At 64.6% G+C, this 12,793-nt stretch carries 15 protein-coding genes and 5 tRNA genes; 18 read left to right on the top strand and 2 right to left on the bottom strand.

Features of this window, described 5'->3' with window-relative positions; translation table 11 throughout:
- Positions 1-24: 24 nt before the first annotated feature.
- Together QY325_09050 and QY325_09045 are read right to left on the bottom strand one after the other, a co-directional pair.
- Complete coding sequence (locus QY325_09050) at positions 25-831, bottom strand: C4-type zinc ribbon domain-containing protein (GenBank protein WKZ64910.1); 807 nt, start codon at positions 829-831, stop codon at positions 25-27.
- Position 832: 1 nt separating this feature from the next.
- Entirely contained in the window at positions 833-1,930 is a 1,098-nt protein-coding gene (locus tag QY325_09045; GenBank protein WKZ64909.1) for a Nif3-like dinuclear metal center hexameric protein, read from the bottom strand.
- Positions 1,931-1,975: 45 nt separating this feature from the next.
- Between QY325_09045 and lpxK the strand changes: the two genes are divergently transcribed.
- The 18 genes from lpxK to rplJ all read left to right on the top strand — a co-directional run bounded on the left by lpxK (position 1,976) and on the right by rplJ (position 12,745).
- The gene (lpxK, locus tag QY325_09040) at positions 1,976-3,079 is read left to right on the top strand and encodes a tetraacyldisaccharide 4'-kinase (GenBank protein ID WKZ64908.1); all 1,104 of its coding nucleotides are present in this window, start codon (positions 1,976-1,978) and stop codon (positions 3,077-3,079) included.
- Positions 3,051-3,863 carry a purine-nucleoside phosphorylase gene (locus QY325_09035; GenBank protein WKZ64907.1) on the top strand — a complete coding sequence of 271 codons (813 nt, stop codon included), beginning with the start codon at positions 3,051-3,053 and terminating at the stop codon, positions 3,861-3,863. The genes lpxK and QY325_09035 overlap by 29 nt, the downstream gene beginning before the upstream one ends.
- A gap of 1 nt (position 3,864) precedes the next feature.
- Positions 3,865-5,358: an Asp-tRNA(Asn)/Glu-tRNA(Gln) amidotransferase subunit GatB gene (gatB, locus tag QY325_09030; protein ID WKZ64906.1), complete on the top strand. Its 1,494-nt coding sequence runs from the start codon at positions 3,865-3,867 to the stop codon at positions 5,356-5,358.
- Positions 5,359-5,360: 2 nt separating this feature from the next.
- Positions 5,361-6,500: a TlpA disulfide reductase family protein gene (locus tag QY325_09025; protein WKZ64905.1), complete on the top strand. Its 1,140-nt coding sequence runs from the start codon at positions 5,361-5,363 to the stop codon at positions 6,498-6,500.
- 83 nt (positions 6,501-6,583) lie between these two features.
- On the top strand, positions 6,584-6,775 hold the full coding sequence (gene rpsU / locus QY325_09020; GenBank protein ID WKZ64904.1) for a 30S ribosomal protein S21: 192 nt from the start codon (positions 6,584-6,586) through the stop codon (positions 6,773-6,775).
- A gap of 76 nt (positions 6,776-6,851) precedes the next feature.
- Positions 6,852-7,751 (top strand): tyrosine-type recombinase/integrase, encoded by a 900-nt coding sequence (locus QY325_09015; GenBank protein WKZ64903.1) that lies wholly within the window; start codon positions 6,852-6,854, stop codon positions 7,749-7,751.
- Positions 7,752-7,778: 27 nt separating this feature from the next.
- Complete coding sequence (locus QY325_09010; protein ID WKZ64902.1) at positions 7,779-8,075, top strand: HPF/RaiA family ribosome-associated protein; 297 nt, start codon at positions 7,779-7,781, stop codon at positions 8,073-8,075.
- Between the two features lie 137 nt (positions 8,076-8,212).
- A tRNA-Thr gene (locus QY325_09005) sits at positions 8,213-8,285 on the top strand.
- Positions 8,286-8,301: 16 nt separating this feature from the next.
- Positions 8,302-8,384 (top strand) — tRNA-Tyr (locus tag QY325_09000).
- Positions 8,385-8,463: 79 nt separating this feature from the next.
- Positions 8,464-8,535: transfer RNA gene (locus QY325_08995), tRNA-Gly, on the top strand.
- A gap of 84 nt (positions 8,536-8,619) precedes the next feature.
- Positions 8,620-8,691, top strand: a tRNA-Thr gene (locus QY325_08990).
- Positions 8,692-8,797: 106 nt separating this feature from the next.
- Positions 8,798-9,985, top strand: a complete 1,188-nt coding sequence (tuf, locus tag QY325_08985; protein WKZ64901.1) for an elongation factor Tu — start codon at positions 8,798-8,800, stop codon at positions 9,983-9,985.
- A gap of 80 nt (positions 9,986-10,065) precedes the next feature.
- A tRNA-Trp gene (locus QY325_08980) sits at positions 10,066-10,138 on the top strand.
- 23 nt (positions 10,139-10,161) lie between these two features.
- Positions 10,162-10,398: a preprotein translocase subunit SecE gene (gene secE, locus QY325_08975; GenBank protein ID WKZ64900.1), complete on the top strand. Its 237-nt coding sequence runs from the start codon at positions 10,162-10,164 to the stop codon at positions 10,396-10,398.
- A 4-nt stretch (positions 10,399-10,402) separates the two neighbouring features.
- Positions 10,403-10,960, top strand: a complete 558-nt coding sequence (nusG, locus tag QY325_08970) for a transcription termination/antitermination protein NusG (GenBank protein ID WKZ64899.1) — start codon at positions 10,403-10,405, stop codon at positions 10,958-10,960.
- 66 nt (positions 10,961-11,026) lie between these two features.
- Positions 11,027-11,464, top strand: a complete 438-nt coding sequence (gene rplK / locus QY325_08965; GenBank protein WKZ64898.1) for a 50S ribosomal protein L11 — start codon at positions 11,027-11,029, stop codon at positions 11,462-11,464.
- Between the two features lie 10 nt (positions 11,465-11,474).
- Positions 11,475-12,173 carry a 50S ribosomal protein L1 gene (gene rplA, locus QY325_08960; GenBank protein WKZ64897.1) on the top strand — a complete coding sequence of 233 codons (699 nt, stop codon included), beginning with the start codon at positions 11,475-11,477 and terminating at the stop codon, positions 12,171-12,173.
- Positions 12,174-12,190: 17 nt separating this feature from the next.
- Complete coding sequence (rplJ, locus tag QY325_08955; GenBank protein WKZ64896.1) at positions 12,191-12,745, top strand: 50S ribosomal protein L10; 555 nt, start codon at positions 12,191-12,193, stop codon at positions 12,743-12,745.
- Positions 12,746-12,793: the final 48 nt, after the last annotated feature.

Genomic DNA, 12,793 nt, shown 5'->3' with positions numbered 1-12,793 from the left:
TCGCGGTGCGGTTGAGCGCGGTTCCTAGCCGTTCTTCACCCGGTCCACCACGTACTCATCCACGAGGATGCGTCCGCAGTGCTCGCACACGATGATCTTCTTGTGGCTGCCGATGTCCAGCTGGCGCTGGGGCGGGATGGCGCTGAAGCAGCCGCCGCAGCTGCCGCGCTCCACGGGCACGACGGCCAGCCCGTTGCGCGCATTGCTGCGGATGCGGTGGTAGGCGCTGAGCAGCCGCTCCTCGATCTGCTTGCTGGCCGCATCGCTTTTCTTCTGCAGGTCCTTCTCCTCCTTCTCGGTCTCGGCGACGATGTCGTCGAGCTCCTTGCGCTTCAGCTCCAGATCCTTCTTGCGGTCGTCATGCTTGGCCTGGCTCTCGTCCACCACGGCCTTCTTGGCCTCGATCTGCGCTTTGAATTCCTTGATGCGCTTCTCGGCCAGCTGGATCTCGAGGTTCTGGAACTCGATCTCCTTCGTGAGTGAATCGTACTCGCGGTTGTTGCGCACCTTGGCCTGCTGCGCTTCGTACTTCTTGATCTGGGCCTTGCTGTCCTTGATCTGGTTCTGCTTGTCGCTCACCTGGCCCTCGATCTCAGCCAATTCGTCCTGCAGCTTCTTCAGGCGCGTCTCCAGGCCGGCCACCTCGTCCTCCAGGTCCTGCACCTCCAAGGGCAGCTCGCCGCGTTGCACCTTGATGCGGTCCACCTGTGAATCGATGGTCTGCAGGCGGTACAGCTCGACCAGCTTCTCGGCGATGGTGATCTCCGCCTTTCCGAGTACGGGGGCGGCCTTGGTTTCCTTCGCCGGAGCCTTCACGTCGCTCTTCGCCATGTCAGTAATAATGATGTATGGGGTCCGTGACGGTTTCCGTCAAACGGACGGCAAATGTAGGGAAATGTTCCCCTAACCGGCGTTGGATCAGGTGCATGGTGAATTGCTCGCTGCCGTAGTGCCCGATATCGGCCAGCAGCAGGCGCTCATCCGCGTCGAAGAACTCGTGGTATTTCACGTCGCCGGTGATGTAGGCGTCTGCCCTGGAAGCGATGGCGGCGCGGATGAGGAAGGCGCCGGAGCCGCCGCAGAGCGCCACCCGGCGAATGGGCCTTCCCAAGGTCTGCGTGTGCCTAATCGCCTGAAGGTCAAAGACCTGCTTCAGCTTAGCCAGGAAATCCGCCTCGGGTAGGGGGGCCTCCCACTCGCCGAGAAGGCCGGTGCCGATGCCTTGGTCGGTGTTGGCCAGCGGGAGGATGTCGTAGGCCACTTCCTCGTAGGGGTGGGCTGCACGCATAGCGGCCAGGACGGCCTGCTCGCGCGGGGTGTGGTAAATGAATTCGAGCCGGAATTCAGCCACGCTGCTCCGTATGCCCTGCTCGCCGGAGAAGGGGTCGGTGCCTGGCCCGGGCCTGAAGGTGCCCATGCCGCCCACGGTGAAGCTGCACTCGTCGTAGTTGCCCACGTGGCCGGCGCCGGCCTGGAACACGGCATTCCGCACGGCATCGGCCTGTTCCATGGGGACGAAGACCACCAGCTTGCGCAACTGGCCCGGCTTTGGCGCCAGGGTGCCCAGCGGTTTCAGCCCGAGGCGCGCGGCGATCTCGCCGTTCACGCCGTCAATCACGTTGTCGAGGTTGGTGTGGATGGCGTAGAGCGCAATGCCATGCCGGATGGCCGCAAGCAGGGTGCGCTCCACGTGGCCCTTGCCGGAAAGGCTCTTGAGGCCCCTGAAGATGACCGGGTGGTGGCTGATGATGAGGCCGCAGCCCTTGGCGGCCGCTTCCTCCACCACGGCTTCGGTGCAGTCGAGGCAGACCATGGCCGCGCTCACTTCCGCCTCCGGGTCGCCCAACTGCAGGCCGCTGTTGTCGTAGTCCTCTTGCAGGGAGCGGGGCGCCCAGGCTTCGAGCGGGGCGATGAGGTCCTTGATCTTCATCTTTGACGCTTCGCGCTGACCGCGCGGCATTGCGGCAAAGTAACCATGAGCCTGAGACGCATCGTGCTCGCCCCTCCCGCCTGGCTCTTTGGCGCCGTGCTGCGCGTGCGGCATGCGCTCTACGGTGCCGGCGTGCTACGCTCCGTGCGCCCCACAGTACCCACCATCGCCATTGGCAATCTGGCCCTGGGAGGCACGGGCAAGACGCCCATGTTGGAGCTGGTGCTGCGCACGCTGGCAGGCACGGCGCCGCTGGCCACGCTGAGCCGTGGCTATGGCCGCAGCGGCACGGGCTTCCATGAAGTGCAAGCCACGGACACCTTCGAACGGGCAGGCGATGAGCCCCTTCAGGTGAAGCGCAAATTCCCCGAGGCCCGCGTTTTCGTGGGGGCGGATAGGGTAGGGGCGATCGAGCGGATCCAGCGCGAAGTGCCCGGCGCGAAAGCCGTGGTGCTCGATGATGCCCTGCAGCACCGACGATTGGATGCGGGCCTCAACATCCTGCTCACCACCTGGCAACGGCCCTGGTGCGATGATGCGCTGTTTCCCGCCGGGCGCCTGCGCGACCTGCCTTCGCGTCGCAAAGCCGCCCGGATCGTGGTGGTGACGAAGTGCCCGGCCTTGCCTTCACCGGAAGAGCGGAAGCAATGGCGCGAACGCTTGCGGCTGAGCGATGCGCAGGAGCTGTTCTTCGCGGGGATCCAATACGAGGAGCCCAGGTCGGCAGCCGGCGGTCGGCCCTCGGTGGCGGAGGGCGGGCTGTCGACAGCGCCCCATGGCTCGATCCGCGGGGAGACCCAACCGCCGATCGCGAGCTGCCTGCTCTTCACGGGCATCGAGAACCCGCAACCCCTACTGGACCACCTCCAGCGATCTCGCAGGGTGGAGCACATCGCCTTCCCTGACCACCACGCCTTCACCCACGCTGACCTGGCGCGCATCGCGCACCGTTACGCTACTTTCGCACCCGGCCCGAAAACGCTGGTAACCACGGAGAAGGATGCCGCCCGGCTGGGTCCCTGCGAAGGCACCCCGCTCGAAGGCCTCCCGTTGGCGACCATCGGCATGCGGGCCGTCATCTTGAATGAACCGGAGCGATTCGCTCAGCTGATCAGAGACCATGTTGCAACGCATCCAGCGCATCGCTGAGCACCTGAAGAGGGTCACCGGAGGATTCGTGCCCGAGACCGGCATCATCCTCGGCACCGGCCTCAGCGGCCTGGGCAGGGAAATCGAGGTGAAGCATGCCATCCCCTATGGCGAGATACCCGAGTTCCCCGTAAGCACGGTGCAGGGCCATCCGGGGCGCCTGCTGTTCGGACTCCTCGGCGGCAAGCCCGTGGTGGCCATGCAGGGGCGGTTCCACTACTATGAGGGATGGACCATGGGCGAGGTGGTGCTGCCGGTGCGCGTCTTCAAGTTCCTCGGTATCCAGCGGCTCCTGGTCAGCAATGCCTGCGGCGGGGTGAATCCCGTCTTCGAGGTGGGCGACCTGATGATCCTGAACGACCACATCTGCCTGTTCCCCAATCCGCTCATCGGCAGGAACATCGATGAGCTGGGGCCGCGGTTCCCGGACATGAGCGAGCCCTACGACCACGCGCTGATCGCGAAGGCCAGGGACATCGCCGCCAAGGCCTCCATCCCGGTGCGGGAAGGCTGCTATGTGGGGCTCACCGGTCCCACGCTGGAGACGCCCGCTGAGTACCACTACGTGCGCGTGATCGGCGGCGACGCCGTGGGCATGAGCACCGTGCCCGAGGTGATCGCCGCGCGGCACATGGGCATCCCCTGCTTCGCCATGAGCGTGATCACCGACATGGGCGTGAAGGGCCGGATCGAGAAGACCACCCACGAGATGGTGCAGCGCGTGGCCGAGCAGGCCGAGCCCAAGCTCACGCGCATCATGAAGGAACTGATCGCCAGCTGCTGAGATGAGCAAGAAGGAAGCCGTTACCGGCACAGGAGCGCCCCACTGGAGCGAGAAGTACGAACTGGTGGTGGGCCTGGAGGTGCACGCCCAGCTCATCACCGCCAGCAAGGCCTACAGCAGCGATCCCAACGCCTACGGCGACCACCCCAACACCAACGTGAGCGTGGTGACGCTGGGCCACCCCGGCACCCTGCCCGTGGCCAACAGGAAGGTGGTGGAGCTGGCCGTGCGCATGGGCCTGGCCACGGATTGCACCATTGCGCCGTGGATGCACTACGCCCGCAAGAACTACTTCTATCCCGACCTGCCCAAGGGCTACCAGATCACGCAGGACCATACGCCGATCTGCACCAAGGGGCATGTGACCATCCCGGTCGAGGGCGGCTCCAAGCGCATCGGCATCACCCGCATCCACATGGAGGAGGATGCCGGCAAGAGCATCCACGACGTGGACCCCTTCAACACGCTGGTGGACCTGAACCGCGCCGGCGTGCCGCTGATCGAGATCGTGAGCGAGCCGGATATCCGCAGCGGCCAGGAGGCCTACGACTACCTGGTGGAGATACGCCGCCTGGTGCGCTACCTGGACATCTGCGATGGCAACATGGAGGAAGGCAGTTTGCGCTGCGATGCCAACATCAGCCTGCGTCCCATCGGTTCCGAGAGATTCGGCACGCGCTGCGAGGTGAAGAACATGAACAGCTTCCGCAACGTGATGCGCGCCATCGAGTACGAGGCGCAGCGCCAGAGCGAGGTGCTGGATGCGGGCGGTGCGATCCACATGGAGACGCGCACCTTCGATGCCGCCAAGGGCATCACCATCGGCATGCGCAGCAAGGAGCTGGCGCACGACTACCGCTACTTCCCCGAGCCCGACCTGCAGCCCATCACAGTCAGCGAGGCCATGAAGGAGGCCATCCGAAAGGCGATGCCGCCCCTGCCGCGCGAGCTGCGCGCCAAGTACACGCAGCAGCTCGGCCTCAGCGACTACGATGCGGGCATCCTCACCGACGACAAGGGCACCGCGCTCTACTACGAGGCGGTGATCGCCCGGACCGCCAACTACAAGGCCGCCGCCAATTGGGTGATGGGCGACGTGCGCAGCTGGGTGAACGAGCGCGGGCTGGACATCAGCCAGTTCCCCATCAGCGCCGAGCGCCTCGCGGGCCTGATCACCCTGATCGACAGCGGCAAGGTGAGCCACACCATCGCCAGCCAGAGGCTCTTTCCCCTGATGCTGGAGGATGCGGGCAGCACCGCCGAGGAGCTCGCCGTGAAGCACGATCTGGTGCAGGACACGAAAGAGGACGTGATCGAGGGGCTCATGCGCGAGGTGATGGCGAAGTACCCCGACAAGGTGGCCGCCTACCGCAGCGGCCAGAAAGGCCTGCTCGGCCTCTTCATGGGCGAGGTGATGAAGGGCACCAAGGGCAAGGCCGACCCCAAGCGCGCCAACGCGGTGGTGCGCCAGCTGCTTGAACAGGAATCCGCATGAACATGCCAACCATCCGTTCCTTCCTACCCCTGATCATCCTGGCCGCTGCCTGCGGAGGCCAGGGCACCGCCACCCGCACGATCAGCCTCAGCGTCGAGGGCGCCGGCAACCAGATGGCCTATTTCGACCGCTATGAGAACGGGCGTCCTTACCACGTGGACTCCGTGAAGCTGAATGGCGATGGCAAGGGCACGATGAAGGTGCCCTACCTGCCGCTCGATTTCTACCGGATCGCGGTGGGCAATGAGCAGCTGATCGTGGTGCTCGACAGCGCCGAGGGCCTTGTCGTGGAGGCCCAGGGCGGCCTGCTGCAGACCCCCATGCGCCTCGAGGGATCGGTGCATACCGACGCCATGCGCCGGTTCCAGGAGGAGGCGATGGGCTATGAGCAGAAGGTGAGCGGCCTGCGCTCGGCCCTGTCCGCTGACCCCTCGAACCAGGCCAACCTCGATGAGCTCAATGCCACCAACCTGGCGTTCTATGAGCGCTGCCGCCAGTTCGTGCGCGAGAACAGCGGATCGCCGGTGGCCATCAGCGTGCTCGGCCGGATGGACATGACCCGAGAGTTCGAGCTCTTCAAGCAGGTGCGCGACGGCCTCCGCAGGACGATGCCGAACTCGGGGTTCTACGCCTCGTTCCGCGAGCAAGTGGACCGGTACGAGCAGGAGCTGGTGATGATCAGGGCCCAGGAGGAGGAGATGAAACGCTTGAGCAACCTGCTGCCGATCGGGTCCGAGGCCCCGGAGATCCGCCAGAGCACCCCGGATGGCGGCTCCTTCGCCCTCAGCCAGCTCCGCGGGAAGGTGGTGCTCATCGACTTCTGGGCCAGCTGGTGCAGGCCCTGCCGGATCGAGAACCCCAACGTCAAGCGGGTGTATGAGCGCTTCCGGGCGAAGGGCTTCGAGATCCTCGGGGTGAGCCTGGACCGGGACCATACGGCGTGGGTGGAGGCCATCAAGGCCGATGGCCTGCCTTGGAAGCACGTGAGCGACCTGGGCTTCTGGAACAACGCGGCGGCCCAGGAGTACGGCGTCAGCAGCATCCCCTTCACCGTGCTGGTGGATCGCGAGGGCAAGGTGCTCGACAAGGGGCTGCGCGGCGATCAGTTGGAAGCCCGCCTGGCCGAGGTGCTGGGCAAGTGAGCGCGATATGAACGGATGAGCGTTTGGAACTCTGATCCGGTCCGCTATATTTGCGGCCCCTTACGAAAAAGGACACGACGACCATGCTGATCATCCCGGTCAAGGAAGGCGAGAGCATCGACAAGGCGCTCAAGAAGTTCAAGAAGAAGTTCGAGCGCACCGGCACCATGCGCCAGCTGCGCAAGCGCCAGAGCTACACCAAGCCTTCCGTGGCGCGCCGCAAGGAGATCATCCGCGCCGCCTACAAGCTGCAGATGCAGACCGAGCAGGAGTGACCCCTGCCTGATCGTGCGCCGAAGGCGGAAGGGCAATGGCTCTTCCGCCTTCGGCGTTTGGTACCTTGGCCGTCCCATGCTCGTGGACCGGTACCTGGACCATCTCGCCTTGGAGAAGCGCTTCAGCGCCCATACGGTGGCGGCCTACCGGGCCGACCTCACCCTCTTCAGCGGCTACCTGCAGGAACAGGGGGTGGCCCGTCCGGAGGACTGCGACGACCAGCTGGTGCGCTATTGGGTGATGGCGCGGATCGAGCTGGGCGATTCGCCCCGCACGGTGAACCGGCGCCTGAGCGCGCTGCGCGGCTTCTACCGGTTCGCACGGCGCATGGGGGCCACGGATCGCGACCCCACGGCCCTGGTGGAGCCCCCGAAGGCACCCCGTCGGCTTCCGGAGTTCGTGGAGGAGGCGCGTATGGAGCAGCTCTTCCAAGGCGAGCGGAAGGGTGAGGGCCTGCGCCAAGCGGCGGAACTGCTCATCCTGGAACTGCTCTATGGCACCGGCATCCGCCTGGCGGAGCTGCTCGGCATACGGCCGGAGGATGTGGACGCCGCCAAGGGCACCCTACGCGTGCTGGGCAAGCGCAACAAGGAGCGCATCGTGCCCTTGGGGGACGGTGCCCTGATGCGCCTGAAGGCATACGGCGCCGCCCGGTCCGCTGCGCTCGGTGCCCTCGCCGCCGGCGCCCCCCTGCTGGTGGGCGAGGATGGCGAACCCCTGTCGCGCCGGAGCGTACAACGGATCGTTCAGCTCTACCTTGGTGAGGTGACCTCCCAGCGCAAGCGCAGCCCCCACGTGCTCCGCCACACCTTCGCCACCCACATGCTCGACCGCGGGGCCGACCTGAACGCCGTGAAGGAGATCCTGGGCCACGCCAGCCTGGCCGCCACCCAGGTCTACACCCACAACACCGCCGAGAAGCTCAAGAAGGTCCACGCCCAGGCGCATCCGCGCGGCGGGCGGCGCGACCGTTGAACCCACCGCCAAACGCATCACCGACCGATGAACATCAACGTCCAGTCCATCCATTTCGACGCCGATACCAAGCTGATCGACTTCATCCGGGAGAAGCTCACCAAGCTCACCCAATTCACCGACGGGATCCTCTCCGCCGAGGTGTTCCTCCGCCTGGAGAAGGACGGGGAGAACCGGGAGAACAAGCTGGTGGAGGTGAGGCTGGCCGTGCCGGGCAGCGAGCTGTTCGCCAAGCGCCAGGACAAGACCTTCGAGGAGGCCACCATCGCGGCCGTGGAGGCCCTGCGGAACCAGGTGGTGCGCACCAAGGACCGGGCCCGGTAGCCTCCGGGCGGTGCCCATAAGCAAAGATTGCGCCTCTTGTTTGGCGCGGAGCGGTTCTTTTCTACATTTGCAGGCCCAATTCCAGCCCTTACCGGCTGGGAGCGGGTAAAGGAACCGTTCTTTTCCTTGTTGTACAGGCCAATGTAGCTCAGCTGGTAGAGCAGCTGATTTGTAATCAGCCGGTCGTGGGTTCGAGTCCCTCCATTGGCTCCGCGAGCCAAGATCAGGGGAGATACCCAAGTGGCCAACGGGGGCAGACTGTAAATCTGTTGTCTTACGACTTCACAGGTTCGAATCCTGTTCTCCCCACCGTTCAGACGGAGCCAGCGTCGCCTCCTCCAGGCGCCGCTTCCGAGATGAACGGGGACCACAACCCACGCCGGATTCCGCGGGAGTAGCTCAGTGGTAGAGCATCAGCCTTCCAAGCTGAACGTCGCGGGTTCGAATCTCGTCTCCCGCTCCTGCCCTCCGGGGCTTCCAGCGAATCCGGGGCTCACCCCGCCGAAGCCCGCCCGGGCCGAGGGGGGGCGCAGCATCCCAACAGGCCTTTGTAGCTCAGGGGTAGAGCACTTCCTTGGTAAGGAAGAGGTCACGGGTTCAATTCCCGTCAAAGGCTCATCAGCCTCTTCGGGCTGAGCGACATCAGTCCCCCGCAAGGGGGCGGCCGGTACAGCGCAATCAAGGACCGATCTGAACACGAACAACTCAACGACCGCACGACCATGGCAAAGGAGACTTTCGTACGTACCAAGCCGCACGTCAACATCGGCACCATCGGCCACGTTGACCACGGCAAGACCACGCTGACCGCCGCGATCACCACCGTGCTGGCCGAGAAGGGCCTCTCGGAGAAGCGCAGCTTCGACTCCATCGACAACGCACCGGAGGAGAAGGAGCGCGGCATCACGATCAACACCTCGCACGTGGAGTACCAGACGGCCAACCGTCACTACGCCCACGTGGATTGCCCGGGCCACGCCGACTACGTGAAGAACATGGTGACCGGTGCCGCCCAGATGGACGGTGCCATCCTCGTGGTGGCCGCCACCGACGGCCCCATGCCCCAGACCCGCGAGCACATCCTGCTGGGCCGTCAGGTGGGCGTGCCGAAGATCGTGGTGTTCATGAACAAGGTGGACATGGTGGAGGACGCCGAGCTCCTCGACCTGGTGGAGATGGAGATCCGCGAGCTGCTGAGCTTCTATGAGTACGATGGCGACAACACGCCGATCATCCGCGGCAGCGCCCTGGGCGCCCTCAATGGCGAGGCGAAGTGGGTGGATACGGTGATGGCGCTGATGGATGCCGTGGACACCTGGATCCCGGTGCCCCCGCGCGATACCGAGAAGCCCTTCCTGATGAGCGTGGAGGACGTGTTCTCCATCACGGGCCGCGGCACGGTGGCCACCGGCCGCATCGAGACCGGCGTGGTGAAGACCGGCGACAACGTGGAGATCATCGGCATGCAGGAGCAGAAGCTGACCAGCACCTGCACCGGCGTGGAGATGTTCCGCAAGCTGCTCGACCGCGGCGAGGCCGGCGACAACGTGGGCCTGCTGCTGCGCGGCATCGAGAAGACCGACATCCGTCGCGGCATGGTGATCGCCGCCCCCGGCAGCATCACCCCGCACACCGAGTTCAAGGCGGAGATCTACGTGCTGAAGAAAGAGGAGGGCGGCCGCCACACCCCCTTCCACAACAAGTACCGCCCCCAGTTCTACTTCCGCACCACGGACGTGACGGGCGAGATCACGATGGAGGCCGGCCGTGAGATGATCATGCCGGGCGACAACGTGAGCATCACCGTGAAGCTGATCGTGCCGATCGCCATGGACAAGGGCCTGCGCTTCGCCATCCGCGAGGGCGGCCGCACCGTGGGCGCCGGTCAGGTGACCGAGATCATCAAGTAAGCAGCAGACCCCAGGCAGCGAGGCCGGTCCGGGCAACCGGGCCGGCCTTCGCCGCCGAAATGAACGACACGGACAGATACACGGGTGTAGCTCAATTGGTAGAGCGAAGGTCTCCAAAACCTTAGGCTGCGGGTTCGATTCCTGCCACCCGTGCCCAAGCGAATCCCGATCGATCGATGGCAAGCTTCAAGACATACCTGAGCGAGAGCTACAACGAGCTCATGAACAAGGTGAGCTGGCCCACCTGGAAGGAGCTTCAGGGGAGCGCCATCGTGGTGCTGGTCTCCGCCCTGATCCTCTCGCTGATCATCTTCCTCATGGACTACCTCTTCGGGGTGCAGAACATGGGCAAGGAGGATACCGGCTTCTGGAAGGGCATGCTGGGCTTCATCTACAAATTCCTCGCTTCCTAAGGCCATGGCAGAGGTGACGACGCGCAAGTGGTACGTGGTCCGCGCCATCTCCGGCAAGGAGAAGAAGGTGAAGGAGCTCATCGAGATGGAGATGTCACGCACCAAGGGCATGAAGGACCGCATCGCGCAGGTGCTCATCCCCATGGAGAAGTTCTACCAGATCCGCGACGGCAAGAAGGTGAGCAAGGAGCGGAGCTTCTTCCCGGGCTACGTGCTGATGGAGGCGGAGCTCACCGGCGAGATCGCGCACAGCATCAAGAACCTGCCGAACGTGATCGGCTTCCTGGGTGCGGAGAAGGGGGGAGACCCCGTTCCCCTGCGCCAGGCCGAGGTGAACCGGATCCTGGGCACCGTGGATGACCTGGCCGACGCTGAGGCGACCTCGGTGAACCCCTACCATGTGGGAGAGGGCGTCAAGGTGATCGATGGCCCCTTCAACGGCTTCAACGGCGTGATCGAGGAGATCAACGAGGAGAAGAAGAAGCTGAAGGTGATGGTGAAGATCTTCGGAAGGAAGACCCCGCTCGAGCTGAGCTTCATGCAGGTGGAGAAAGAGGTCTGAACGAACTAGCAAACCCGTCCGAGCCGACCGACGAGGAAGGCGCCATAAGGACACAAACCAAGAACAATGGCAAAGGAGATCGCAGCCCTCATCAAGCTGCAAGTGAAAGGCGGAGCGGCCAACCCCTCGCCCCCCATCGGCCCGGCACTGGGTGCCAAGGGCGTGAACATCATGGAGTTCTGCAAGCAGTTCAATGCGCGCACGCAGGACAAGGCCGGCAAGGTGCTGCCGGTGGTGATCACGGTCTATGCCGACAAGTCGTTCGACTTCATCATCAAGACCCCGCCCGCAGCGGTGCAGATCATCGAGGCCGCCAAGATCAAGGGCGGCAGCGGCGTTCCGCACAGCCAGAAGGTGGGCAGCATCAGCTGGGATCAGGTGCGCGCCATCGCCCAGGACAAGATGCCCGACCTGAACTGCTTCACCATCGAGAGCGCCATGAGCATGGTGGCCGGAACGGCCCGCAGCATGGGCGTGACGGTGACCGGCGAGAAACCCTTCTAAGACCGACGCCATGAGCAACCTGACCAAGAAGCGCAAGGCGGCGTTGGCCAAGTTCGACGCCAGCAAGATCTACAGCCTCCCCGAGGCGACGCAGATCGTGAAGCAAGTGAGCACCACGAAGTTCGACGCCACGGTGGACATCGCCGTGCGCCTGGGCGTGGACCCCCGCAAGAGCACCGAGATGGTGCGCGGCACCGTGAGCCTGCCCCATGGCACCGGCCGCACCGTGAAGGTGCTGGTGCTGGCGGACCCCGCGAAATGCGAGGAGGCCATGGCCGCCGGCGCCGACATGGCCGGCCTGGACGACTACGTGGAGAAGATCAAGGGCGGCTGGACGGATGTGGATGTGATCATCTGCACGCCGGCCGTGATGGCCAAGGTGGGCGCGCTGGGCCGTGTGCTCGGTCCCCGCGGCCTGATGCCGAACCCCAAGACCGGCACCGTGACCATGGATGTGGCCAAGGCCGTGAAGGAGGTGAAGGCCGGTAAGATCGACTTCAAGGTGGACAAGGCCGGCATCATCCACGCGGTGATCGGCAAGGCCTCGTTCGATGCCCAGAAGCTCAGCGAGAACGCCCACGAGATCCTGCAGACCCTGGTGAAGCTGAAGCCCAGCACCGCCAAGGGCGCCTACATCAAGAGCATCACCGTGAGCAGCACCATGAGCCCCGGGGTGAAGGTGGATACCCGCACCGTACAAGTGGCTTGATCAACACCTGAAGAACCATGGCAACCCGCATACAGAAAGACGAGGTGATCGCTGAGCTGGTCAGCGAGATCAAGGCCACCCACGTGCTCTACCTCACCGATGCCAGCGCGCTGAACGCCGAGGCGACGAGCCAGCTGCGCCGCGCCTGCACCACGCAGGGCATCCGCATGCGCGTGGTGAAGAACACGCTGCTGCAGAAGGCGATGGAGCGCATCGAGGACAAGGACTACAGCGCCCTGTTCCCCACCCTGGCCGGCCAGACCGCGGTGATGTTCGCCGAGAAGGGCAATGCCCCTGCGAAGCTGATCCAGGATTTCCGCAAGAAGAACCCCGCAGCGAAGGATGCGGTGCCCAAGCCCCAGCTCAAGAGCGCCTGGATCGATGAGGCCGTGTTCATCGGCGACGACCAGATCGCCATGCTGGCGAACCTGAAGGGCAAGGAGGAGCTCATCGGCGAGATCATCGGCCTGCTGCAGAGCCCGATCAAGAATGTGATCAGCGGCCTGCAGGGCAGCGGCGGACAGAGGATCGCCGGCCTGGTGAAGGCCCTGGAGGCCCGCGCCGCCAACTAACAAGACCAAACGCGTTACGCACAGTCCGCTTCCACGAACAATCAGTAA

The organism is Flavobacteriales bacterium (assembly GCA_030584065.1).
Classification (GTDB): domain Bacteria; phylum Bacteroidota; class Bacteroidia; order Flavobacteriales_F; family PHOS-HE28; genus PHOS-HE28.
This window is presented reverse-complemented; position numbering and strand designations above follow the sequence as displayed.

Bases quoted from the DNA above. Each gene is read 5' to 3' on its own strand.
- QY325_09050 (WKZ64910.1), bottom strand. From the start codon at position 831: ATGGCGAAGAGCGACGTGAAGGCTCCGGCGAAGGAAACCAAGGCCGCC.
- QY325_09045 (WKZ64909.1), bottom strand. From the start codon at position 1,930: ATGAAGATCAAGGACCTCATCGCCCCGCTCGAAGCCTGGGCGCCCCGC.
- lpxK (WKZ64908.1), top strand. From the start codon at position 1,976: ATGAGCCTGAGACGCATCGTGCTCGCCCCTCCCGCCTGGCTCTTTGGC.
- QY325_09035 (WKZ64907.1), top strand. From the start codon at position 3,051: ATGTTGCAACGCATCCAGCGCATCGCTGAGCACCTGAAGAGGGTCACC.
- gatB (WKZ64906.1), top strand. From the start codon at position 3,865: ATGAGCAAGAAGGAAGCCGTTACCGGCACAGGAGCGCCCCACTGGAGC.
- QY325_09025 (WKZ64905.1), top strand. From the start codon at position 5,361: ATGCCAACCATCCGTTCCTTCCTACCCCTGATCATCCTGGCCGCTGCC.
- rpsU (WKZ64904.1), top strand. From the start codon at position 6,584: ATGCTGATCATCCCGGTCAAGGAAGGCGAGAGCATCGACAAGGCGCTC.
- QY325_09015 (WKZ64903.1), top strand. From the start codon at position 6,852: ATGCTCGTGGACCGGTACCTGGACCATCTCGCCTTGGAGAAGCGCTTC.
- QY325_09010 (WKZ64902.1), top strand. From the start codon at position 7,779: ATGAACATCAACGTCCAGTCCATCCATTTCGACGCCGATACCAAGCTG.
- tuf (WKZ64901.1), top strand. From the start codon at position 8,798: ATGGCAAAGGAGACTTTCGTACGTACCAAGCCGCACGTCAACATCGGC.
- secE (WKZ64900.1), top strand. From the start codon at position 10,162: ATGGCAAGCTTCAAGACATACCTGAGCGAGAGCTACAACGAGCTCATG.
- nusG (WKZ64899.1), top strand. From the start codon at position 10,403: ATGGCAGAGGTGACGACGCGCAAGTGGTACGTGGTCCGCGCCATCTCC.
- rplK (WKZ64898.1), top strand. From the start codon at position 11,027: ATGGCAAAGGAGATCGCAGCCCTCATCAAGCTGCAAGTGAAAGGCGGA.
- rplA (WKZ64897.1), top strand. From the start codon at position 11,475: ATGAGCAACCTGACCAAGAAGCGCAAGGCGGCGTTGGCCAAGTTCGAC.
- rplJ (WKZ64896.1), top strand. From the start codon at position 12,191: ATGGCAACCCGCATACAGAAAGACGAGGTGATCGCTGAGCTGGTCAGC.